Below are 21,956 nucleotides of genomic sequence, written 5' to 3'. Positions count from 1 at the left end.
GGTGAGCTGGCGGCGGCGCGATGGCCGACCTCCGCACGAGCCGGGTGCCGCTACACCGGGCGGGAGGTGACGACGAGGCCGAGGCACATCTCGTCGCTGGTGCCCTCGCCCCAGACGACGTAGCGCGGCGGCAGCGGTTGCAACTGGGGTAGCTGCCGCCGCAGGCCGGCGTCGTGGGTACAGGTGACCCGGTAGGTGTCGCCCGCCTTCACCGCGACCGGGGTGGTCAGCGGCCGGATGGCCTGCGAGTCGAAGTCGTACGCGGGAATGTCGAGCAACGTACGCGCCTGCGCGGTGTCCGGGTTGAGTTCCACCTTGATTGAGCGCCCCAGCAGGTGCATGTGCCCGGCGAGGGCGTACAGGGTGGCCGGCTCCTCGACCCGCTGGTCGCAGTGCTGGGTGGTCCCGGCGGCCGGAGCCCGACCGCCGTTGCAGTACTGGTTGAGCACGTCGATGTTCGTCCCGGCGGCGAGGCCGAACCGTGCCGTCACGTCGGCGATGGCGGCCTGCCGGTCGCAGAGCGGCCCGGACTCGCCATCGGCGCACGGCAGCTCGACCGGTGCCGTGACCAGGGTGGTGTCCAGCGGTACGAAGTCGGCCCCGGCGTCGGCGAGGCGCAGCCGAATCCCGGACCGGTCGGCGCCGACCGCCCCGGCCGGCGCGCCCAGCAGGTTGTAGTGCACCTGCATGACGAGTTGGCTGCCGGGCGCCATCGGGTAACCGAGGTTCGGGGCGAGCAGGGTCTCGTTCGCGCCGGGGGCCCAGTGCGCGACCCAGGCCGAGTCCTCGCCGATGCCGCTGTTGCCGAAACAGGTCCAGCCCTCGCCCGGCGTACGGGTGTCCAGGTCGCGGGCGGCCGTCGCGCCCGCCGGATCCAGCCGGAAGAAGATCGCGTGATGGACGAGGTCGGTGTTCTGCGGCAGGAACTGGCTGCCGGTCAGGAAGGCCGGTTTGGTCAGCGCCGGGTCGACCAGGAAGCAGCGGTACTCGTCGCTGCCGCCGCTCGGCGCCGACGGCGTGTACGGGTCCGACATGGACAGGTTCACGAACCGCTCCCCGTCGCGCAACGGCGCGGGTGCCGGTGGGTCGAAGCGGCTGTCGTGGCCCCCGTGTCCGGCGCCGCTGGGCGACGGGGCCGCGGGTCCGGACTCACCGGGGTCCGGACTCAGCGAACAGGACGCGAGCAGCAGGAGCACGGCACCGGACAGGGCGGCTGTGCCGAGGGAGCGCTGGACGGATCGCTGGATTTCCATGCTGCCTCCGGTCGGGCTGGGGAATCCGTTCGGGAGTCCCAAACGGATCGAGCACCACCCGCTGTGAGCGGGCGATATCGCTCTGTGACCGGGCGCCAGCGTACCGGGCGGACATCGGGGGAATCTCCGGCGACACTTCGATGTCGTACATCAGACAATATGCGGGATAAAAGCGAACTTTTCCCGCGTTCCGGCCGGGGCTATTGGTCCGCCGGGAACAGCCGCCGCGTCAGTTCGTTGTGGAACTTGCCCGAGGGGTCGTACCGGTCGCGCAGGCGGCGGAAGTCGTCCCACCGGTCGTAGCGCTCCCGCAGCACCTCGACCCCGGTGCCGAACAGCTTGCCCCAGTGCGGCCGTGCCGCGTACGGCGCCAACGCCCGCTCGATCGCGGCCAGCACCGGGGTCACCGCCTCGGTGTCCCGGACCCAGGTGAAGTGGAACGCCACGGCATCGCGCCGGTAACTCGGGCTCAGCCAGAGGTCGTCGGCGGCGATCGTACGGATCTCCGAGATCTGGAGCACCGGTGCGATCAGGTGCGCGATGGTGGCCAGGGCGTCCAGCGCGGCGCGGGCGTCGGACCGGGGCACCAGATACTCCGACTGGAGCTCCTCCCCGCTGCTCGGGGTGAACTCCAGCCGGAAGTGCGGCAACCGCGTATGCCACGGGCCCGGTACGCCCAGCTGCTCGGTGCAGTTCACCGGGGACATTCCCGGGACCGGGTGCAGGGGTTCGTCGGCCAGGGTCGCGCCGTACCAGTCCCGTGGCGCGGGCCGCGCGCCGTCGGGTCCGTCGACCCGGAGCTTGCGCCAGACCTGGTTGATCCGCTCACCGGTCCAGTCGGTGAACAGGCTGACGCTGTAGCCGCCGCCGAGGATCTCGTCGAGGTGCGCGCGGAGCCGATCGCCGGGCAGGTCCCGGTACACGTACTGGCGCAGGTCGTAGGTCGGCTCGACGGTCAGGGTCAGTGCGGTGACGATGCCGAGCGCGCCCAGCCCGACCACCATGCCGGGAAAGTCGGCGCCGTCGCCGATCCGGCTCACCGTGACGAGTTCACCGTCGGCGGTGACCAGTTCCACCGAGGTCACGGCGGTGGCCAGGCCGCCGTTGTGCTCACCGGAGCCGTGGGTCCCGGTGGCGCAGGCGCCGGCCACCGAGATGTGCGGTAGCGAACCGAGGTTGTGCAGCGCCCAGCCCGAGGCGTACAGGCGGGTGGCCAGCTCCCCGTAGCGCATCCCGGCGCCGACGGTGACGGTGCGACGCCCCGGATCGATCTCCAGCCGCTCCGGCAGACCGGCGACCGAGACGAGGTCGCCGGAGGTGTCCGCTATCCGGTTGAACGAGTGGGCGGTGCCGAGCGCCCGTACCCGGTCGCTGCCGGCGACGAGACGCCGAAGTTCGGTGACCGAGGAGGGGCGGTGGAACCGCCGGGCGCCGAACGAGACGTTGCCGGCCCAGTTGGTCCGGGGGCCGTCCGTGGCCGGTGTCGGTCCGGCGGTCGGTAGGGACGTCATCGGCGGTCCTGTCTACCCGAGGTGGACCGGCCCCGCCGAGGTGGAGCCGGCGCGTGCCCCACGGGACGCGGCGGCACACCGTACCAAGATTGCTCCCGGCGCAGGTGCGCGCCAGGGTTGTCGGTGACACGATCACCGGGCGGATCGGATGACCGGGTCCACACCGGGGCATCCGGGCCGGCCCGGATGACCGCCGATGCCGCCGACCGCGTACCAACCCTGATCGAAACCCCTGATCGAAACCCCTGGAAGAAGGCGACGATGACCACACCCTCGACCCCCGCAGCCGGCGACCTGCCACCGGGACCCGCCGGCAAGCCCGTACTGCCCGCGGCCGGCGGTGCCGTACCCGAACTGGCGCCGCCGACGGTGACCGTGGCCACCTACCCGGACTACCCGTCGGCCCAGCGCGCGGTCGACTACCTGTCCGACAGCGGCTTCCCGGTCCAGCACACCGCGATCGTCGGCACCGGACTGCGTCTGGTGGAGAACGTCATCGGACGGTTGACCACCGGGCGCGCGGCGTCGGCCGGGGCGGCGAGCGGGGCCTGGTTCGGACTCTTCATCGGGCTGCTGTTCGGCATCTTCAGCAGCTCGGGCTGGTTCGGTGTGCTGATTGCGTCGGTGGCGATCGGCGCGGTCTGGGGCGCGATCTTCGGGGCGAGCGCGCACGCGATGACGCGCGGCCGGCGTGACTTCACCTCGCGCAGCTCCTTGCAGGCCGAGCAGTACGGCATCGCGGTCGACGCGGAACACGCCGAGGAGGCCCGCCAGCTCATCGTCCGGCTGAACTGGCGGACCAGCGAGTCCGGTGCCGCCGGCTGAGCGCACGCCCGTACGCCCGAGCGCACCAGGGGCCGCACGACCGTTCCGGTCGTGCGGCCCCTTTCGCGTTCCGGCCGGGCCGCGACGGCGAATGCCCGGCCTGTGACCCACGGGGTTGCCGTGACACCTGGTAACCCCTGAAACAGATTTAGTCCATCCCTAATCGCCGTGTTGCGCGCTTTTATGCGTGTCGGGTGCTTCATAGTGATTCAGGAAATACCGAGCGTTTAGTACATGATTGTGCTTCAGATTCGTATTTCGGGTAATGAGGGGTTTGGGGTGTTGAGAAAGGTCTCGGTCCGGCCGGTCAGCTTCGAGACCGGAGCGGCGCAACTCAGCGACGCTGCGCACGGACTACTCGCCCCGCCCGCGGGTCAGCGGGACGATCTGGTGGCGGTCATCCGCAGCCTCGCGGAGACCGGTGAACCGCAGGTCACGACGCCCACCGACGCACCCGCCGGGCGCCCGTCCCGGGGCCTGGTACGGGCGGTCGTGGTCGAGTCCACCGCCGAGCCCATCCCGGCCGACCGGCTCGGCGACGAGTTCGACGTCATGGTGCGGTTGCCCCTGGCCCAGGCGGTGGACCTGCTGGACGCGGTACTCACCCGGTACCGCCCGAAGCTGCTGCTGCTGAAACACTCCCTCGACAGCGTCGACGAGCGGCTGATGGCCGCCTGCCTGGCACACGACGTCGAGATCTGGGTACTGGCCCGACCGGTCTACGGCCTGCTGCGTCCGGCCCGGCTGCGCCGGTTCGGCGGACTGCCGTGGCTCCGTCTGCAATGGAGCACCCGGTGGCCCGGCAAGGAGCCGGCCAAACGCTGCGTCGACCTCGCCCTGGCCCTGCTCACCGCCCCACTCTCGATCCCGCTGATGACGCTGATCATGGCGGCGGTGAGCTGTAGCGGGCCCCCGCTGTACTTCCAGACCCGGGTGGGCGCCGGTGGCCGACCTTTCCGGATGGTCAAGTTCCGGACCATGCGGGTCGACGCCGAGCGGGACACCGGCCCGGTACTGGTCGCCGTCGACGACAGCCGGATCACCCGGGTCGGTCGGCTGCTGCGCCGGTCCCGCCTGGACGAACTGCCGCAACTGTGGAACGTCCTGCGCGGCGAGATGAGCCTGGTCGGACCCCGACCGGAACGACCCGAGTTCGTCGCCGACTTCCGCCGCCTACCGCACTACGACCTGCGCCACCGGATCCGTCCCGGCATGACCGGCATCGCCCAACTGACCGGCGGGTACGCCGCCACGGTCGAGGAGAAGCTCCGCTGCGACCTGCTCTACCTCAACTGCCGCTCGGTCCGGCTCGACCTGACCCTGCTCACGCTGACCGTCATCGACCTTTTCCGCGGGTTCCCCCGTGGCTAGCGCGACAGCGGCCAGCCGCCGGGTCACCCGCAACACCCTCAGCCTGCTCGGCGCGCGGGCCATCACGGCAGTCGCCGGCCTGGTGTCGCTGCCGATCGTCTACGAGCGGCTCGGCGCCCGCGAGTTCGGTGTCTGGGTCCTGCTCAGCGGCCTGGTCGCGATGATCGCCCTGGTCGACCTCGGGCTAGGTTCCGCGCTCGTGCGCGAGGTCGCCGCGGTCGGGCCCGGTACCGACCAACGGCGCACCCGAGCCGTGCTCGGCCTCGGCCTCGGCTGGTCGGTCTGCCTCGGTGTCACCGCGCTCGCCGCGACGGTCGCCTGCTGGCCCTGGCTGGTCCGGCTGCTGCACTTCGGCGACCTGGCCGTCGAGGCCCGGCGGGCGGCGATGGCACTGCTGGTCGGGCTCCTGCTCGACGGGGTGGCACTGCCCTGGCGGGCGGTGCTCGAAGGCTCACAGCGGTACGCGCCCATCGCCTGGACCACCGGTGGATCCGCCCTGGTCGGCGCCGCGCTCGCCGTCGCCGTCGTACGCCTCGGCGGTGGGCTCGCCGCGCTGGCCGGCTCGGCGGCGGTCACCAGCGCGCTGCGTACGGTGCTGCTCGTGGCGGCGGCCCGGCGCTGCCAACCGGCGATGTCACCCCGCCCGTGGGAACTGCGCCGGGCCGACCTGCGGGTGGTCAGCGGCTACGGGCTGCGGGTGCAGGTCACCAGCGCCGCCGGTGCGATCAACACCGACCTGGACCGGTTCGTGCTCGGCGGCTTCTTCGGCCCGACCGTCGCCGGTGGCTTCGACATCGGCGGGCGGCTGCTCAACCTGCTCCGGCTGGTACCCGGATTCGTGCTGACCGCCCTCTTCCCGATGGCGGTCACCCGGGCCGCGCAGGAGGGACCGGGCTGGCTGGACCGCTTCAACCTGACCACCACCCGGTACCTGGCCCTCTTCGTCGTACCCGGCGCGGCGGCACTGATGGTCTGCGCCGATCCGCTGGTCCGGCTCTGGCTCGGGCAACCCGTCGCCTGGGCCGCCCTCAACATCGTCATCCTGGCACCCTGCTACGCGATCACCCTGGCGCTCGGCGCGACCGCGATCGTCACCCGGGTCGAGGGCCGCCCCGGACTGGAAACCGGGTACGCGGTCATCTCCGTCGTACTCAACCTCGCCCTCACCGTCCCGCTGCTGTACCTGCTCGGCCCGGCCGGGGTGCCGACCGCCACCGCGCTGGCGGTGCTGCTGGCCACCCCCTACTTCCTGGTGCACTTCCACCGCCGTACCGGCCGGGCGATCGCCCCGCTGCTGCGGATCATCTGGCCACCGGTCGCGGTGGCGGTCGCCGCCGGGCTGGTCGGCGCGCTCGCCTCCGGGCACCTGCCGGACGGTCCGGGACGGCTCGACGCGGCCCTGGCCGTACTCAGCCGGGGCGGGCTCACCCTGCTGGTCGCGGCCGTACTGCTCGCCGCCGTCGGGGCGGTGGGCACCGGTGACCGGGTCCGGCTGCGCGCACTGCTGCGCCGGGTCGATCCGCCGGTGGCGCCGGACCGGGTGGGTGCCCGATGAATGTTCCCGAACCGTCGTACCCGGTCGTGGCGTCGCCGCCGAGTAGTTCACCGGATCAGCCGACCTGTTTGTTGTGTGGGCGTGGTGGTGGGCATCGGAGTGTGCTCGGTGGGTTGTTGTGGCGGTGTGAGTCGTGTGCGTTTTCGTGGACGGCTGCTGGTTCGCCGCCGCCGGAGGAGTTGTACGACGAGTCGTATTTCCGGGGTGAGGGTTATGAGGACTATTTCCTGATGGGGCCGCGTCGGTTCGAGTCGGGTCGGCGGTTGCGGTGGTTGTTGTCGGTTGCTCGGCCGTCTTCGTTGGTGGAGGCGGGTTCGGCGGGTGGGTTTTTTGTGGAGGCGGCTCGGCGGGCGGGGATCGCGGCGCAGGGGGTGGAGGTTTCGGAGTCGGCGGCTCGGTTCGCGGTGGAGCGGTTGGGTGTGCCGGTGCGGGTGGGGTGTTTCGAGGAGGTGGCGCCGGTTCGGTCGGTGGAGGCGGTTTGTGCTTTTCATGTGTTGGAGCATGTGGAGGAGCCTCGGGAGTTTCTGCGGGCGGCGCGGGATGCGTTGGTGCCGGGGGGTTGGTTGGCGTTGGAGGTGCCGAACATCGGTTCGGCCGCCGCCCGCCGCCTCGGCGTCGAATGGTCCGGGTTGCAGCCCCGTTTCCACCGCTGGCACTTCACCCCGGAGTCGTTGACCCGGCTGGTCACCGACTCCGGCTTCGAGATCGTCCGGCGTGACACCACGGTCTTCCGCTATTACATGCCGCTGCGCTACCGGTGGCGGCACGTGCATCACCTGCTTCCCGCCGACCTGGCGGGCACCCGTTCCCCCCGACTCACCCACCCCCGTCTTGGCGACCTGTTGCGGATCGTCGCCCAGTTGCCCACCGGAACCCGGAGGAGAAAACGATGATCGGTCAGCTCGGGCAGGTCGAACTCGCCCGCTGTTTGTTGTGTGGGCGTGGTGGTGGGCATCGGAGTGTGCTCGGTGGGTTGTTGTGGCGGTGTGAGTCGTGTGCGTTTTCGTGGACGGCTGCTGGTTCGCCGCCGCCGGAGGAGTTGTACGACGAGTCGTATTTCCGGGGTGAGGGTTATGAGGACTATTTCCTGATGGGGCCGCGTCGGTTCGAGTCGGGTCGGCGGTTGCGGTGGTTGTTGTCGGTTGCTCGGCCGTCTTCGTTGGTGGAGGCGGGTTCGGCGGGTGGGTTTTTTGTGGAGGCGGCTCGGCGGGCGGGGATCGCGGCGCAGGGGGTGGAGGTTTCGGAGTCGGCGGCTCGGTTCGCGGTGGAGCGGTTGGGTGTGCCGGTGCGGGTGGGGTGTTTCGAGGAGGTGGCGCCGGTTCGGTCGGTGGAGGCGGTTTGTGCTTTTCATGTGTTGGAGCATGTGGAGGAGCCTCGGGAGTTTCTGCGGGCGGCGCGGGATGCGTTGGTGCCGGGGGGTTGGTTGGCGTTGGAGGTGCCGAACATCGGTTCGGCCGCCGCCCGCCGCCTCGGCGACGCCTGGCCACACCTGCAACCCCGCTACCATCGCTGGCACTTCACCCCGGAGTCGTTGACCCGGCTGGTCACCGACTCCGGCTTCGAGATCGTCCGCCAGGACACCGTGTTCTCCCGGTTCTACTGGCAACGCTGGGGCCGGCTGGCCAACGCGCGCGTCCTGCTGGTCGCCGACTGGGTGGCCAGCGGCTCACCCCGGGTCAGCCATCCCCGCCTCGGTGACGCGATCCGGCTCGTCGCCCGGTACGACGAAGCGGGGGCGGTCGCGTGAACCCGCCACTGGTCTCCGTACTGCTGGTCAGTTGGAACACCCGGGACGAGACCCGGCGCTGCCTGGATTCCCTGCGGGCGACAACCGGCGCCGGACTGCGCTACGAGGTGGTGGCGGTCGACAACGGCTCCCGTGACGGGTCGGCCGAGATGCTGGCCGCCGACCCCGACGTACGACTCACCCGCAACCGGCACAACGTGGGCTTCGCCGCCGCGGTCAACCAGGCGTACCGGCAGTCGTCCGGCGAGTTGGTCCTGCTGCTCAACAGCGACGTCGTCGCCCATCCGGGCGCGCTGGAGACGATGGTCGGATTCCTCCGCGAACGACCGGACGCGGCCGGGGTCAGCCCGCTCTACCTCAACCCGGACGGCACCTTCCAGCAGCACTACGTCCAGTTGCCGAGCTTCACCGCCACCATCGCCCTGGTCACCGCGCTGCGCCGGATCCCGGTGTTCCGCCGGGCCCTGCACACGTTCCAGATGCGCGGCCAGGACTTCTCCCGGCCCCGGCAACTGGCCTCGGGCAGCTGCATGCTGCTGCGCCGGGCGGTGCTGCCGGCCGACCGTGTCTTCGACGAACGGTTCCCGCTCTACTGGAACGACGCGATGCTCGCCCGTACGCTCCAGGCGGCCGGGCACCGGCTCTGGATGATCCCGGACGCGGTCGTCACCCACACCCGCGGCGCCTCCTGCCGACTGCTGGGACCGGCCGTCCGGTTCCGGCACCTGCTCGGCAGCCTGGTCTGCTACCTGCGGCTGACCGAACCGCGACACCGGCTGATCCTGTTCCGGGCCGTGCTGATCGTCGACCACGTCGTCAAGCGGATCTTCGGCCGGCACGTCACCCTCGGCTGGGGTGACCTGCGGGCCGCCCTGCGCGGCGACGTCGGACCGCTGCCGGACGGCGACATCCGCGACTGGCTGGTGCTCTCCAGCGCGGACGCGTGGGCGAACACCGGCCGGCACAGCACCGCGCTGGTCGGGGCACTGGCCGCCGACCGCCGGGTGCTGTTCGTCGATCCGCCGGCCCGCTTCTCCCGCTGGCGGTCGACCATCCGGCAGGTCGGCGACTCGGTGTGGCTGGCGAGCGTCCCGACCGTGCTGCCGTTGGGCCGGCTGCTGCCCCCGGTGGACTGGCTCAACCGCCGGGTCGCCGCGGCGGTGCTGCGCCGGTGGCTGGACCAGCGCCCCGGCGCCCGGGTGCTCCGGGTCGACGAGGGGGGACTGCGCCTCGGCGGTCGGCTCGGCGAGGACGCGACCGTAGCCGCGACGCCGGAGGCGCCGACGTTGGAGCCGTCCCGTGGCTGACCGTACCGAGCCGGACTGGGTGCTGATGTTCAGCGGGAGCCCGTGGCGGGTCGCCGCCCACCGGCAGCACGCGCTGGCCCGGCAACTCGCCGTCGACTTCCGGGTGATCTTCGTCGACCCGCCGGACAACCACCCGTGCCCGCGACCCACCGTACGGCGGGTCGGCGACTCCCTGTGGCACGCGGTCGGGCCGAGCCCGCTGCCGTACGGCCGGCAGTTTCCGCCGGTCAACCTGCTCACCCGCCGGCTCACCGCGGCCTGGCTGCGGTCCTGGCTCGACCGGCACCCCGGCGCCCGGCTGCTCTGGCTCGACGAGGACCTCGCCGCGCCGGTCGCCGGCCGGCTCGGCGAGAGCGCGGTCGTCTACGACGCGACCGACCTCGACTGGACCTTCACCCGCCGGTGGAACCGTTGGCACCTGCGCCGGGGCCTGCGGGCCGCCGTCGGTGCCGCCGACCTGGTCCTGGCCTCGTCCTCGGCGCTGCCCGAGCGGTTGCCGGCGGCCCGCCGGCCACCGGTGGTGCTGCCCAACGGCTGCGACCCGGACCGGTTCACCCCGGACGGGCCGAGCGCGTCCTGGCTGGACCCGCTGCCCCGACCCCGGCTCGGTTACCTCGGCGCGGTGGACACCCGGGCATTCGACGCCGACCTGGTCGCGGCGGTCGCCCGGTCCCGGCCGGAGTGGACGTTCGTCCTGGTCGGCCCGGCCACCCCGGCGGGCCGCGCGCCGTTGGCCGGGTTGCCCAACGTACGCCTGCACGACGCCGTCCCGTACGCCGAGGCGCCGGCCGTGCTGCGCGGTTGCGACGTCGGCGTGATCCCTTACCGGGTGGGTGGGCTGATCGACTACGTGCACCCGAAGAAGTGCTACGAATACCTGGCCCTCGGCCTGCCGGTGGTCGCCACCCCGCTGCCGGCGCTGCGTCCGCTCGCCGGTCCGGTCCGGCTGGCCGGGGACGCGCCCGCCTTCGTCGCCGAGGTCGAGGCGGCCCTGTCCGACGCGACCCACCCGGAGCAGGTGGCCCGGCGCCGCGCGACGGCGGTCGCCAACAGCTGGTCGGTACGCGGTGACCGGCTCCGCGAACTGCTCGCCGAACTGCCCGTCCGATCGCGCACCGCCCCGGCCGGGGTCGCCGGACCGGCCGGACGTACGGAACGGGTGCCGCGATGACGTTGCGCGCCCTGCCGACCACCGCCGTGCTGGCCGCCGCCCTGGTCGGCACCGTCATCGCCACGCTGCTCGTACGCCTGCCCGGCAGTCTCGGCCTCACCGTCGTACTCGGCATCCTGTGCTGGATCGGCTTCACGCTGTGGCCGTGGGCGGTGCTCCCGTTCGGCATCATCGGCGGCACGATCGCCGGTGTGCTGCTCGGCGACGGCGGCATCCGCTCGATCATCATCATGCACACGCTGATCCTGCTGACCGGTTGCGCGGCGGTGGTCACCCGCCGGCTGCTGCCCGAAACGGGCGAGCGGTCCCGCCGGACCAGCACCGACGCGGCGATGCTGGCCCTGGCCGGGCTGACCGCGCTGGCCGCGATCTACGGCCTGGTACGGGGAAACGTGCCGATGTACGTCATCGTCGCCGCGTACCAGATCTCGATCATCCCCGGTTACTTCTTCCTCGCCACGCACACCCTGGCCGACTCCCGGTCGCTGCGCGCCGCCGGGCTGCTCTACCTGGGCGCGGCGACGGTGCTGACCGCCGCCGAACTGGCCACGCCCGGCCGGCACGGGGGACTGCTGTCCTCGCTGGCGCTGCCGCCGCTGATGGTGCTGATCGGCCGGACCCGCGGCTGGCGCCGGATAGTGCTGGTGCTGGTGGCCGCCGGGTTCACCGCGGACGTCGTGCTCGCCTCGTACCGGGCGATCTGGCTCGCCGCCGGGCTGGCGATCCTGATCATGGTGGTCCGGGGCGGGCCGGTGATCCGGCGCGGCGTGGCGTGGACCGTCACCGGCGGCATCCTGCTGCTGGCCGGGCTCAGCCTCTCCGCCGGCGTACGGGAACGCTCGTCGGTGATGATGACGGCGTTCGGCCGGTCCGCCGGGCACCGGGCGCCCGAGGCCGCGGTCGGGGTGGACGTGTTCGCCACCCAGCCGATCGCCGGCGCCGGACTCGGCCAGTCCAGCCGGGACATCTACCTGCCCGGCATGGGCATGACCGACGTGGGACCGGTCTACCACGCGTTCTACGTACTGGTGCTGGCCAACTTCGGGTTGATCGGGCTCTGCGCGGTGCTCTGGCCGGTGCTGCGTACGCTCCGGGTCGGTTTCGCCGACCGGGACGGGATGCCGCTCGCGTTCACGGCACTGACCTGCGGATTCCTCGTCGGCGCGTTCTTCGCCGGACCGACCGAGGGGCACTGGGAACTCGGTCTGCTGCCGGCGCTGACCCTGTTGACCGCGCGGGCCGGCGGGCTCGTCCGTACCCCGGGTGTCGCCCCACCCCGCGCCCTCGCCGTCGTCGCGCCCGGCCGACCGGTCGGACCGGGCCGAGGCCGGTTGTTCAGGTCCGGGGCCGCCGGACCGGGCCGCTCCGGCCCCACCGGAGCAGCCACCGCCGGACCGGCGACACGAACCGGTACGCCGATCGGCCGAACCCCGGCGGTGCTGCGATGAACCAGCCACCGGCGACCGCCGTCATCGTCACCCACAACTCGGCCGGGGAGATCGCCCGCGCGGTGCGACCGCTGCATCGGGCCGGACTGGCCGTCCGGGTGGTCGACAACGCGTCCGACGACAACACGGTCGCCCTGCTGCGCCGGGACTTCCCGACGGTCGAGCTGATCGAGAACAAATCGAACGTCGGCTTCGCGCGGGCCGTCAACCAGGGACTGTCCGGTGTCACCTCGGACATCGTGCTGCTGGTCAACCCGGACTGCGTGGTGCCGGACGGCACCAGCCGGGAGCTGATCCACTACCTCCGGCAACGGCCCGAGGTGGGGATCGCCGGGCCACGACTGGTCGACGGCACCGGCCGGGTGGCGATCAGCGCCCACCCGTTCGAGTCCCTGACCAGCGTGTTGGCCTCCCGGTTCGGCGGCAGCCTGATACCGGTGCCGGTGCGCCGGATGCTCGGCGGACGCCGACGCCGACGCGCGTACGACGCCTGCCGGCGGCCGTCCGAGCCGGTCAGCGTCGACTGGCTCTCCGGCGCCTGCCTGGCCGTACGCACCAGTGTGCTGCGCGGCATCGGTGGCCTCGACGAGGGCTACTTCCTCTACTACGAGGACGAGGAACTGTGCCTCCAGGCGTGGCGCCGGGGCGCCCGGGTCGTCTACCTGCCCGGCGTGCAGGCCACCCACGTCGGCGGTGCGAGCAGCGCCGACCCGAGCTGGATCTGGCCCCACCTCTACCGCAGCATGCTGCTGTTCTTCGCCCGCCACCGCCGCTCCAGCTTCACCGCCGTACGGACCGCCGTCCTGCTTCGCGCCCTGCTCGGCATCGGACTCGGCGGGATCCGGCTCACCGTGGCGCCCCGCGCCGGAGCGGCCCGGATCCGGGCGTGGAGCGGCGTGACCCGGATCGCCCTGACCGCCACCCCCGAGCACCTTGAGAGGCAACCCAGATGCACGTCCTGATCACGGCGGCGGGCAAACGTACCGAGCACTGGACCGAACTGTTCGCCGCGCTCTGCGACCGGCCCGAGACGACCCTCACGGTGCTCGCCGCGGACGTCTCGGCGCCGACCCACCGGGGACTGGACCGGTTGGCCCGGCAACGACCGAACCTGCGCTACCACCTGGTCCCGCACCTGCTCGGCGAGGATCGCACCGGGCACATGGCGTCGGTGCTGTTCCGACCCGGCGCCGGCCGGCTGCTCGGCGGCCGGCAACCGGACGTCGTACACGTCATCGGCGAGGCCGCCTACCTGACCACCTGGCAGGCCATCCGGATGCGACAGCGGCACTGGCCCGGCACGCCGATCACGCTGTACGCGGCACAGAACATCGTGATGCGCTTCCCGGTCCCGTTCCCGCGCCTCGAACGGCAGGCGTACGACACCGTCGACCACGCCTTCCCGATCACCCCGGCGGCACTCGGGGTGCTGCGCGCCAAGGGGTACCGGGGGCCGGCGACGATCATCCCGCTCGGGGTGGACACCGCCCTGTTCCGACCCCGTCCGACGCCGCGACCGCAGGCCCGACGCTTCACCGTCGGCTTCGTCGGCCGGCTGGAACCGCACAAGGGCGTACGCGACCTGCTCCGGGCGGTGGAACTGCTCGACTGCGACCTGCTCGCGGTGGGCGGCGGCAGCCTGCATCCGGAGATCGAGCGGCTCGCCGCCCGCCGCCCGGGTCGGGTCACCCTCGCCGGCTGGACCGACCACGCCGACCTGCCCAGGCTGCTGTCCCGGATGGACGTGCTGGTCCTGCCCTCGATCGAGGTGATCCAGCGCAACCTGGTGCGGTGGATCGGCATCCCGTTGCGGGAGCAGTTCGGCCGGGTGCTGGTCGAGGCGATGGCGTGCGGCGTACCGGTCGTGGGCAGCGACGTGGGCGAGATCCCGTACGTCATCGGTGCGGCCGGGCTGACCTATCCGGCCGGCGACGTGGTGGCCCTGGCCGACCGGCTGGCGGGGCTGCGCGACAACCCCGACCTCGCCCGGCGGCTGGCCGCCGAGGGCGTCAGCCGGGCGACCAGTGAGTTCAGCTGGGCGGGTACGGCCGAACGGATGTGCCGCGTCTGGCAGGAGTTGACCGGAGCCGGGCGGCACCCCGCCGATGCTCGGGGACCCGACGGGCAGAAGGCGAGAACCTCATGATCCGACCAACATTTTCCTGGGCCTTCCTCCGGGCCGCCCGCCGGCGCGTCGGCCTACCACTGCTGGGACTCTGCGCCGGGCTCGCCGGTGCCTACGCGGTGACCACGTTCACCCCGCCGACGTACCGCGCGAGCGCGACGGTGATGGTCGTCGCCGGCACCCGGGACGACTCCGGCGGGGTGGCGCAGGCCGACATCGTGCTCGCCCAGAACCTCGCCCCGACGATCGCCCGACTGGCCGAGTCGGGCGAGGTCGCCCGGGCCACCGCCGCCGCCCTCGGGCTTCCCGAGCGGTCCGTCGACGGGCAGATCAGCAGCAGCTTCGAACTCGGCATGCAGATCGTCACGATCACCGCGAGCGCCCGTACCGGCAGCCGGGCCGCGTCGGTCGCGAACGCCGCGGTCGACGCGGTGACCGGCCAGATCGCCCGACTGCGCATCGCCGGGGAGTCGGCGGTGACCGCCCAGCCCCTCGACCTGGCCGGCGCGCCGTCGCAGCCGACCTCACCGAAGCCATCCCTCAACAGCGCCCTCGGCGCGCTGGCCGGGCTGCTCGTCGGGCTCGGGCTGGCGTCGCTGCGGGACCGGCTGGACGGGCGGCTGCGCGGGCTCACCCGGATCGAGGCCCAACTCGGACTGCCGATCCTCGGGGTCTTCCCGCGCCTGCCCCGCCGGTTCCTCCGGGGGCGCGCGCGGGTCGCGTACGCCCGACCGGGTGTCCGCGCCGCGACCGACGCCGCGGTGGCCGCGGTGACCGTGCTGACCACGCCGCTGCCCCGGCGGCGGCTGCTGGTCACCAGCGTGCACGACGACGACCGCACGGCGCTGGTCACCGGCATACTCGCGCTCGGCCTGGCCGGGCAGGCCGAGCGGGTGACGCTGGTCGAGGGCCAGCTGAACAAGCCGGTGATCGCCGGATACTTCCCGGACTCGCCCGGCCACACCCTCCAGGAGGCGGTCGCCGAGGGGGACCCGGCACAACCCGGCGAGAGCACCGGGCTGAGTGTGCTCCCGGCCGACCCGGTCGGCCTGCACCTCAACGCCGGGTCGGTCCGGATCGAACAGATCGGCGCCCTGATCGACATGTTCGCCGCCCGTGGCGACATCGTCATCTCCAACGCGCCACCGGTGCTGGCCGGCAGGGAACTGGCCGAACTCGCCCAGCACGCCGACGGGGTGCTCCTGGTGGTGTACCCGGACTCGACCGGTCACAGCGATGCCAGCCGGGCGTCCTTGCTGGTCCAGCGACTCGGCGTGCCGCTGGTCGGCGTACTGGTCGTCGGAGCGGCCGGCGAACGGGCGGACGCGCTGCCCTCGGCCTGGCCGGCGATCACCCCGCGCCGGGAGGCGGTCCGCGGCCAGGCCGCCCTCCCCACCGCGAACCGGCGCGACGACCTCACGGTCACCGCGACCTGGGGGGACGGGAACACCACCGTCCTGCCGGCGATCAGGGCCGGCGAGACCGGCGGCTACCGGTTCGGCGAGTTCGACCCGGACCCGCTCCGATCCGACCTCGGCCGCCCCTCGATCGGTGGCGGACACCACGCCCTACCCGACCGCCAGTACGGCGAATGACCACCGTCGAGCAGCACCGGCGGCGTGCCCAGCGTGGTGACGCCCCGGCACGACCAGCGCCCGGCGCGACCAGTGCAGAAGAAGACACCTCAACGAAGGAACGAACGAACATGACCGATTTCCTGTCCCCGGCGCAGGTTGCCGAGCCGACCACCGACGACCCCCGTCAGCTCTACACCGACCTGCTGAAGAAAACCCTGACCCGGTACGCCTTCGGGGAGACCTGGACCCCGTTCCAGCCCCGCCGCCGGTCATTGCGGGGTGCGGTGTACCGCCGGGGTCAGCGGCTGCTGCACCAGCGCGGCATGGAGTTGGTGCTCCGCTTCCCGTTCAGCGCGGAGGCACGCGAGGACGGCCGGGACTGGCCGCCGGAGGCGGAGACCATGATCGGCCTGCGTCGGTTGGACAACCTGGAACATTGCGTACGGGACGTGCTCGAACGCGGCGTACCCGGTGACCTGATCGAGACCGGGGTGTGGCGGGGCGGCGCCTGCATCTTCATGCGCGCCATGCTCAAGGCGTACGGCGACCACGACCGTACGGTCTGGGTGGCCGACTCGTTCCGTGGCCTGCCCAAGCCCGACCCGCGCCGGGTCGAGGACGTCGAGGACGCACTGTGGAGTGTGCCGTTCCTGGCCGTGTCGATGGACCAGGTCAAGGGCAACTTCCGCCGGTACGGCCTGCTCGACGACCAGGTCAGCTTCCTGCCCGGCTGGTTCCAGGACACCCTGCCGCAGGCACCGGTGGAGCAGATCGCGGTGATGCGCCTCGACGGCGACCTCTACGACTCCACCGACGTGGCGTTGCGGTCGCTCTACCCGAAGCTCTCCATCGGCGGCTACGTCATCATCGACGACTACCACGCCGTACGCGGCTGCCGCCAGGCCGTCGACAACTTCCGCACCGAATTCGGCATAACCGACCCCCTCCACCAGGTCGACTGGACCTGCCGCTACTGGCAACGCACCCACTAACCCCCCGCCCTGCCCTCTCCCTCCCCCCCCGTGCCCCCGCCCCTCTCCCCGTCGATCTAGGGCATATACGTGCTAGTTGATCTCTGATCACACGTATATGCCCTAGATCGACGAGCTTGGGGGTGGGGGGGAGGGGGGAGGGAGGGGAGGGGTTAGGGGGTTAGGGCGGTGGTTAGGTCTTCTAGGGTGTTGAGGGTTCGGCCGGTGGCGGAGAGGTTGAGTTCTACGTCGTACTCGGCCTCGATGGCGTCGATCAGGCGGAGCAGGCCCAGCGAGTCCAGCCCCAGGGCAACCAGGGAGGCGCCGCCGACCAGTACGTCCTCCGTGGCGACCGCGCCGTCCGTGACCTCGTTGATCAGCTCGGCCAGTCGCAGCCGCAGCGTGTCGTCCCCGCTCATCGTCCACCTTCCGAACGTCGTACGAACTCGGCGATCTCCCCGATTGTCGGGGTGTCGAAGAAGACGTCCAGCGGCACCTCCACGCCCAGGCGCTGGTGGATCCGGCCGCTGATCCGGGTGATGGTGAGCGAGTGACCGCCCAGGTCGAACAGATCCTCGTCCAGACCGATCTCGTCGATCTGGAGTACGTCCTGCCAGATCGCGCGGATCTGCGTGACCACCTCGTCGTCACCGACGCCGGTCGCCGCCTCCGATGGATCGGTCTGCGGGGCGGTGGCGCGGTCACGCGCCGGCTCGGGTAGGGCGGGCCGGTCCAGTTTCCCGTTCGGGGTGAGCGGCAACCGGTCCAGGAACACCCACGCGTTGGGCAGCATGGCGGCGGGCAGCGTCCGCGCCAGGTGCGTACGCAACGCGGCCGGTTCGGGCGGGGCGCCGCGCGGCACCACGTACCCGACCAGCGTCGCCTCGGCCTGCTCGGTCCCGCCGTCGCGCAGCAGTACGGCCGCCGCGACCACCTCCGGATGTGCCGACAGCCCCGCCTCGATCTCGCCCAGCTCGACCCGGTGACCCCGGATCTTCACCTGCTGGTCGGCCCGGCCGACGAAGTCGAGTCGCCCGTCCGGCAGCCGGATCACCAGGTCACCGGTCCGATAGAGCCGCCCCGACGCCGACGCCGACGCCGAGGCAGCGGCACCCGTGTCGGCGGGGAACGGACTGAGGAGGAAGCGCTCGTCGGTGAGGTCGGGCTGGCGCAGGTAGCCGTTGGCGACGCCGCGGCCGCCGAGGTACAGCTCACCCGGCACGCCCACCGGCACCGGCCGCAGGTGGTCGTCCAGGACGTACGCGCGGACGTTGGGCAGCGGGCGACCGATGGTCACCCGGTCCGGGTTCTCGGGCAGTTCGGCGGCGGTGGCGTAGATCGTCGCCTCGGTCGGCCCGTACCCGTTGACCAGGCGGGCCACCCGTTGCCGCAGGTCGCGGGCGAGCGACAGTGGCAGCGCCTCGCCCCCGGCGAGCGCGACGGCCGGCAGCCCCGGTTGTTCCCGGCCGAGCCCGGCTTCGAGCAGGATCCGCCAGCCCGACGGGGTCGCCTGTACGTGGCTGATCCGCTGGTCGCGGATCAGTCGGCAGACGGCCGCCCCGTCGGCGGCGTGGGTGTTCGAGGCGACCACCACACGGGCCCCGGTGACCAGGGGCAGGAACACCTCGACGGCGGAGATGTCGAACGACAGGGAGGTGAGCCCGAGCCAGCGGTCGGTCGGTTGGCTGCCCAGTAGGTCACCCATGCCGAGCAGCAGGTTGGTGAGCGCGTCGTGGCGTACCGCGACGCCCTTCGGTCGGCCGGTCGAGCCGGAGGTGTAGAGAACGTAGGCGAGGTCGTCCGGCGCCGGAACAGGGGTAGGAGCAGGGGCGGATCCGTCGAGGTCCAGGTCGTCGAGGGTGAGGACCGGGTGGCGCGGGTCGAGCGCGGCGGCGGTCGAGACGGTGGCGATGACCAGCGCGGGGTCGGCGTCGGCGAGGATCAGCTCCTGTCGGGGCAGCGGGTAGCCGGGGTCCACCGGCACGTAGCCGGCGCCGGCGCGCAGCACCGCGAGCAGTGCCGCGACCGCCTGCCAGGACCGGTCCAGGCAGACCGCGACGAGCGCGCCGGCGCCGATGCCCCGGCGGCGCAGGACCGCGGCGAGCCGGCCGCTGCGCGCGTCGAGTTCGGCGTACGTCAGCAGCCGGTCCCCGTCGACCACCGCGACCTCGTCCGGTCGTTGCCGAACCTGGGCGGCGAACAGAGCGGGGACGGAGGCGTCGGTCGGGTGCTCGCGGTCGGTGGCGTTCCACCCGTGTACCAGGTCGGACAGCTCACCCGGTGGCAGCAGCGGCAGCGTCGGCATCGGCCGATCGGGCTCGTCGACCACCGCCGCCAGTACGGTGCGCAGGTGCGCCCCGATCCGGTTGACCGACTCCCGGTCGATCGCGGTGGGGCTGTGCTGGAGGCTGACCGTGACCGCGTCCGGCCCGTCGACGATCTGTACGTGCAGCGCGTTGCGGGCCGTGCCGTTGAACATCGTCCATTCGACGGTGGTGTCGAGCCCGGCGAAGTCCGGGGCGGCGCCGCGTCGCCGGTAGCCGACCGATACCGGGGTGAGCGCGGGGGCCGGTCGCAGTCCGCCGACCGCCTGGGCGAGCGGGACGTGCCGGAACCGGTACAGCTCGCGTACCCCGGCCCGGACCGACCGGGCGTGGGCCCGGAAGGTGTCGGCCGGCGCGGGCGGGTGCACCGGCAGTTCGTTGACGAAGAGTCCGACCTGCCCGGCGGTCGCGGCGGTACGGGTGGACAGGGCGACGCCGACCGGCAGGTCCCGGTTGCCGTACCGGTCCAGCAGGGTGTGCACCGCGGCGAGCAGCAGTTCGAAGCGGGTCACCCCGATCTCCCGGGCGACCCGGTCGACGCCGGTGACCAGGTCCGGGTCGAGGGTGAACTCGACGCTCGCTCCGGGTTCGGCCGCCGTCGGCACCCGGTGCAGTCCGGGCAGCCGCACGTCGCCGGGAGCCGACCAGCGGGCGGCCCAGTGTTCCCGGGCCGACGGCAGGTCGGCGGCGACCCGGTCGTGTTCGGCTGTCGCGTGTCCCGCATACGGGTCGGGAGCCGGCCCGAGGTCGACCGGCCGACCGGCGACCGCCGCCCGGTACGCGGCCGCCAGCTCGTCGAGCAGTACGTCCTTGGACATGCCGTCGAAGACCAGGTGGTGGGCGGCGACCAGGAGCAGGTGCCGGTCGGCCGGGCCGGTCAGCAGGGTGAACCGGGCCAGCGGTCCCCGGCCGAGGTCGAACGGCCGGGTGAGTTCCGCGCGGACCCGCTCGTCGGTCAGGTCGCCGGTGGTGAGCGTCAGTTTCTCCGCGGCGGGGACCAGTCGTGGTGCCCCGTCGGGATCGGGTTCGATCGCCGTGCTCAGCACCTCGTGCCGGCTGATGACCGTGGCGCACGCCTCGGCCAGCGCCGGCCGGTCGAGGCCCGCGTCGAACCGGACGCCGAGCGCCAGGTGGTACGCCGTGCCGGCCACTCCGGCCTGCTCGGTGAACCAGACGGCGTGTTGGGCGTACGTCGTCGGTGCGGTGTTCACGGGCCCTCCGGGGAATGGTTGTGCGTGACCTGGGTCGGTGCGGACGGGGGTTGTTCGAACTGGCCGACGAGTTGGCGTTTGAGCACCTTGCCGCCCTCGTTGCGGGGCAGCCGGTCGACCACCAGCAACCGGGTCGGGAGTTGGTAGTCGGCGAGCCGGGCGGCGAGGAAGGCGCGCAGCGCGGGCAGGGTGAGCTCGTCACCCGGTGCCTGCGGGTGCGGTACGACCACGGCCGCCACGCTGCTGCCCAGCACCGGGTGCGGCACCCCGACGACGGCAGTCTCGGCGATGCCGGGGTGCTCGTACAGGGCCGCCTCGATCTCCAGGGTGGAGATCTTGAACGCGCCGGACTTGACCACGTCCTCGTGTCGGTCGGCCAGGTAGAGGTAGCCCTCGGCGTCCATCCGTCCGACGTCGCCCATCCGTACCCACTCGCCGTGGAAGGTCGCGCGGCTGGCCTGCTCGTCCCGGAAGTACGCGCGCGGGTGGCGGCAGCGCAGCCAGACCTGTCCGGTGGCGCCGTCGGGCAGCGCCCGCCCCTGCTCGTCGGCGATCATGAGCGCGCCCGCGCTGGCCCGGCCGACGGCGTCCGGGCGGGCCGGGTTGAAGATCATCGTGGTCTGCGCGGGCGCGGCCTCGGTCGAGGTGTAGTAGTTGACGATGACGGCGTTCGGGAACGCGGTGGCGAGCCGGGCGGCGACCGCCGGCGCCAACGGTGCCGCCGTCGAACCGATCAACTGCACCCCGGCGGTGTTCCGCCCGTCCAGCACGCCCGCGTTCAGCAGTTCGATCGCCATCGACGGGACGACAAAGGCCGTGCCGGTGCCGGCGGTCTCGATCAGCCGGGCGAACCGGGCCGGGGTGAACTGGGGCAGGGTCAGCGCGGTCGGTTTGGCGGTGAGCGCGTTGAACAGCATCGTCTGGGCGGCGTTGGTGCCGATCGCGAACGCGTGCAGGAACCGCTCGGAGTGGCCCAGCGCCAGCCGGCGGGGGTGGGTGGGTGCGGTGACGGTCAGGTTCGCGTGGGTCGCGCCGACACCCTTCGGGCGGCCGGTGGTGCCGGAGGTGTAAAGGATCTGGGCCAGGTCCTCGGGACGCACGGTGACCTCGGCCGACGGTAACGGCGCGGCGCTACCGGCCGCCACCAGTTCGGCCACGGTCGCGCCCGGCACCGCCGTGCGGATCGGGTCGGCATCCGTGCCGTGGATCAACATGGTGGCGGCGCAGTGTTCCAGGGCCTGCCGTACCTGGGTGGCGGCGAGCCGGTCGGACAGCGGCACGGCCACCCCGCCGGCCCGCTGCACCCCGCAGTACGCCACCGCGAAGTCGGTCCAGTCCGGTGCGCCGAAGCGCAGGCCGACCCGGTCACCGACGGCCAGCCCGCGCCGACGCAGGGCGGCGGCCACCGAGGTCGCACCCGTCTCCCACTCGGCGAAGGTGAGGGTGGCGACCCGGTGCACCTCGATCGCCACCCGGTCCGGGTGCACGGCCGCCCGCCAGCTCAACACCTCGGGTACGGTCCGGCCGGCGAGTGCGCGTTCGCTCACCGTACGGGTCATG

Annotated in this window: 17 protein-coding genes; 12 read left to right on the top strand and 5 right to left on the bottom strand. The window is 72.4% G+C overall.

Annotated features, from left to right (window positions below; genetic code table 11):
- Nucleotides 1–50 precede the first annotated feature (50 nt).
- Both OG792_RS17665 and OG792_RS17660 read right to left on the bottom strand, forming a co-directional pair.
- Nucleotides 51–1,253, bottom strand: coding sequence for a monooxygenase (locus OG792_RS17665; protein WP_329110922.1), 1,203 nt, complete (start codon nucleotides 1,251–1,253; stop codon nucleotides 51–53).
- A 200-nt stretch (nucleotides 1,254–1,453) separates the two neighbouring features.
- A complete protein-coding gene (locus tag OG792_RS17660) occupies nucleotides 1,454–2,764 on the bottom strand; it encodes a D-arabinono-1,4-lactone oxidase (RefSeq protein ID WP_329110919.1) in 1,311 nt (436 codons plus the stop codon).
- Nucleotides 2,765–3,025: 261 nt separating this feature from the next.
- Between OG792_RS17660 and OG792_RS17655 the strand changes: the two genes are divergently transcribed.
- The 12 genes from OG792_RS17655 to OG792_RS17600 all read left to right on the top strand — a co-directional run bounded on the left by OG792_RS17655 (nucleotide 3,026) and on the right by OG792_RS17600 (nucleotide 16,882).
- The gene (locus OG792_RS17655) at nucleotides 3,026–3,589 is read left to right on the top strand and encodes a general stress protein (protein ID WP_329110918.1); all 564 of its coding nucleotides are present in this window, start codon (nucleotides 3,026–3,028) and stop codon (nucleotides 3,587–3,589) included.
- Nucleotides 3,590–3,868: 279 nt separating this feature from the next.
- Nucleotides 3,869–4,960 carry a sugar transferase gene (locus OG792_RS17650; RefSeq protein WP_329110917.1) on the top strand — a complete coding sequence of 364 codons (1,092 nt, stop codon included), beginning with the start codon at nucleotides 3,869–3,871 and terminating at the stop codon, nucleotides 4,958–4,960.
- Nucleotides 4,953–6,515: a lipopolysaccharide biosynthesis protein gene (locus tag OG792_RS17645; protein ID WP_329110915.1), complete on the top strand. Its 1,563-nt coding sequence runs from the start codon at nucleotides 4,953–4,955 to the stop codon at nucleotides 6,513–6,515. Before OG792_RS17650 ends, OG792_RS17645 begins: the two co-directional genes overlap by 8 nt.
- Nucleotides 6,512–7,408: a class I SAM-dependent methyltransferase gene (locus tag OG792_RS17640; protein WP_329110913.1), complete on the top strand. Its 897-nt coding sequence runs from the start codon at nucleotides 6,512–6,514 to the stop codon at nucleotides 7,406–7,408. Before OG792_RS17645 ends, OG792_RS17640 begins: the two co-directional genes overlap by 4 nt.
- Nucleotides 7,405–8,262, top strand: a complete 858-nt coding sequence (locus OG792_RS17635; protein WP_329110911.1) for a class I SAM-dependent methyltransferase — start codon at nucleotides 7,405–7,407, stop codon at nucleotides 8,260–8,262. The genes OG792_RS17640 and OG792_RS17635 overlap by 4 nt, the downstream gene beginning before the upstream one ends.
- Complete coding sequence (locus OG792_RS17630) at nucleotides 8,259–9,569, top strand: glycosyltransferase family 2 protein (protein ID WP_329110910.1); 1,311 nt, start codon at nucleotides 8,259–8,261, stop codon at nucleotides 9,567–9,569. Before OG792_RS17635 ends, OG792_RS17630 begins: the two co-directional genes overlap by 4 nt.
- Nucleotides 9,562–10,740 (top strand): glycosyltransferase, encoded by a 1,179-nt coding sequence (locus tag OG792_RS17625; RefSeq protein WP_329110908.1) that lies wholly within the window; start codon nucleotides 9,562–9,564, stop codon nucleotides 10,738–10,740. The genes OG792_RS17630 and OG792_RS17625 overlap by 8 nt, the downstream gene beginning before the upstream one ends.
- Complete coding sequence (locus OG792_RS17620; protein ID WP_329110907.1) at nucleotides 10,737–12,188, top strand: O-antigen ligase family protein; 1,452 nt, start codon at nucleotides 10,737–10,739, stop codon at nucleotides 12,186–12,188. Before OG792_RS17625 ends, OG792_RS17620 begins: the two co-directional genes overlap by 4 nt.
- Nucleotides 12,185–13,150 (top strand): glycosyltransferase family 2 protein, encoded by a 966-nt coding sequence (locus OG792_RS17615; protein ID WP_329110906.1) that lies wholly within the window; start codon nucleotides 12,185–12,187, stop codon nucleotides 13,148–13,150. Before OG792_RS17620 ends, OG792_RS17615 begins: the two co-directional genes overlap by 4 nt.
- Entirely contained in the window at nucleotides 13,138–14,334 is a 1,197-nt protein-coding gene (locus OG792_RS17610) for a glycosyltransferase family 4 protein (RefSeq protein WP_329110904.1), read from the top strand. Before OG792_RS17615 ends, OG792_RS17610 begins: the two co-directional genes overlap by 13 nt.
- A complete protein-coding gene (locus tag OG792_RS17605; RefSeq protein WP_329110902.1) occupies nucleotides 14,331–15,908 on the top strand; it encodes a hypothetical protein in 1,578 nt (525 codons plus the stop codon). The genes OG792_RS17610 and OG792_RS17605 overlap by 4 nt, the downstream gene beginning before the upstream one ends.
- A 110-nt stretch (nucleotides 15,909–16,018) precedes the next feature.
- On the top strand, nucleotides 16,019–16,882 hold the full coding sequence (locus OG792_RS17600) for a TylF/MycF family methyltransferase (protein ID WP_329110901.1): 864 nt from the start codon (nucleotides 16,019–16,021) through the stop codon (nucleotides 16,880–16,882).
- A gap of 152 nt (nucleotides 16,883–17,034) precedes the next feature.
- Here the strand turns inward: OG792_RS17600 and OG792_RS17595 are convergent, their stop codons facing one another.
- From OG792_RS17595 to OG792_RS17585, 3 genes are read right to left on the bottom strand one after another with little or no spacing between them, the layout of a single operon-like run.
- Nucleotides 17,035–17,280 (bottom strand): acyl carrier protein, encoded by a 246-nt coding sequence (locus tag OG792_RS17595; RefSeq protein WP_329110900.1) that lies wholly within the window; start codon nucleotides 17,278–17,280, stop codon nucleotides 17,035–17,037.
- Entirely contained in the window at nucleotides 17,277–20,396 is a 3,120-nt protein-coding gene (locus tag OG792_RS17590; RefSeq protein WP_329110899.1) for a non-ribosomal peptide synthetase, read from the bottom strand. The genes OG792_RS17595 and OG792_RS17590 overlap by 4 nt, the downstream gene beginning before the upstream one ends.
- Nucleotides 20,393–21,955, bottom strand: a complete 1,563-nt coding sequence (locus OG792_RS17585) for a class I adenylate-forming enzyme family protein (RefSeq protein WP_329110898.1) — start codon at nucleotides 21,953–21,955, stop codon at nucleotides 20,393–20,395. Before OG792_RS17585 ends, OG792_RS17590 begins: the two co-directional genes overlap by 4 nt.
- Nucleotide 21,956 lies beyond the last annotated feature (1 nt).

It is taken from the genome of Micromonospora sp. NBC_01699, assembly GCF_036250065.1.
In the GTDB taxonomy this organism is placed as follows: Bacteria; Actinomycetota; Actinomycetes; order Mycobacteriales; family Micromonosporaceae; genus Micromonospora_G.
The sequence above is the reverse complement of the archived record's forward strand: the minus strand, read 5'-3'. Positions and strand labels throughout refer to the sequence as shown.

What these genes read in the sequence shown, in the direction of transcription:
- OG792_RS17635 (WP_329110911.1), top strand. Translation starts at nt 7,405, where the DNA reads ATGATCGGTCAGCTCGGGCAGGTCGAACTCGCCCGCTGTTTGTTGTGT.
- OG792_RS17655 (WP_329110918.1), top strand. Translation starts at nt 3,026, where the DNA reads ATGACCACACCCTCGACCCCCGCAGCCGGCGACCTGCCACCGGGACCC.
- OG792_RS17610 (WP_329110904.1), top strand. Translation starts at nt 13,138, where the DNA reads ATGCACGTCCTGATCACGGCGGCGGGCAAACGTACCGAGCACTGGACC.
- OG792_RS17620 (WP_329110907.1), top strand. Translation starts at nt 10,737, where the DNA reads ATGACGTTGCGCGCCCTGCCGACCACCGCCGTGCTGGCCGCCGCCCTG.
- OG792_RS17615 (WP_329110906.1), top strand. Translation starts at nt 12,185, where the DNA reads ATGAACCAGCCACCGGCGACCGCCGTCATCGTCACCCACAACTCGGCC.
- OG792_RS17665 (WP_329110922.1), bottom strand. Translation starts at nt 1,253, where the DNA reads ATGGAAATCCAGCGATCCGTCCAGCGCTCCCTCGGCACAGCCGCCCTG.
- OG792_RS17660 (WP_329110919.1), bottom strand. Translation starts at nt 2,764, where the DNA reads ATGACGTCCCTACCGACCGCCGGACCGACACCGGCCACGGACGGCCCC.
- OG792_RS17600 (WP_329110901.1), top strand. Translation starts at nt 16,019, where the DNA reads ATGACCGATTTCCTGTCCCCGGCGCAGGTTGCCGAGCCGACCACCGAC.
- OG792_RS17640 (WP_329110913.1), top strand. Translation starts at nt 6,512, where the DNA reads ATGAATGTTCCCGAACCGTCGTACCCGGTCGTGGCGTCGCCGCCGAGT.
- OG792_RS17605 (WP_329110902.1), top strand. Translation starts at nt 14,331, where the DNA reads ATGATCCGACCAACATTTTCCTGGGCCTTCCTCCGGGCCGCCCGCCGG.
- OG792_RS17585 (WP_329110898.1), bottom strand. Translation starts at nt 21,955, where the DNA reads ATGACCCGTACGGTGAGCGAACGCGCACTCGCCGGCCGGACCGTACCC.
- OG792_RS17595 (WP_329110900.1), bottom strand. Translation starts at nt 17,280, where the DNA reads ATGAGCGGGGACGACACGCTGCGGCTGCGACTGGCCGAGCTGATCAAC.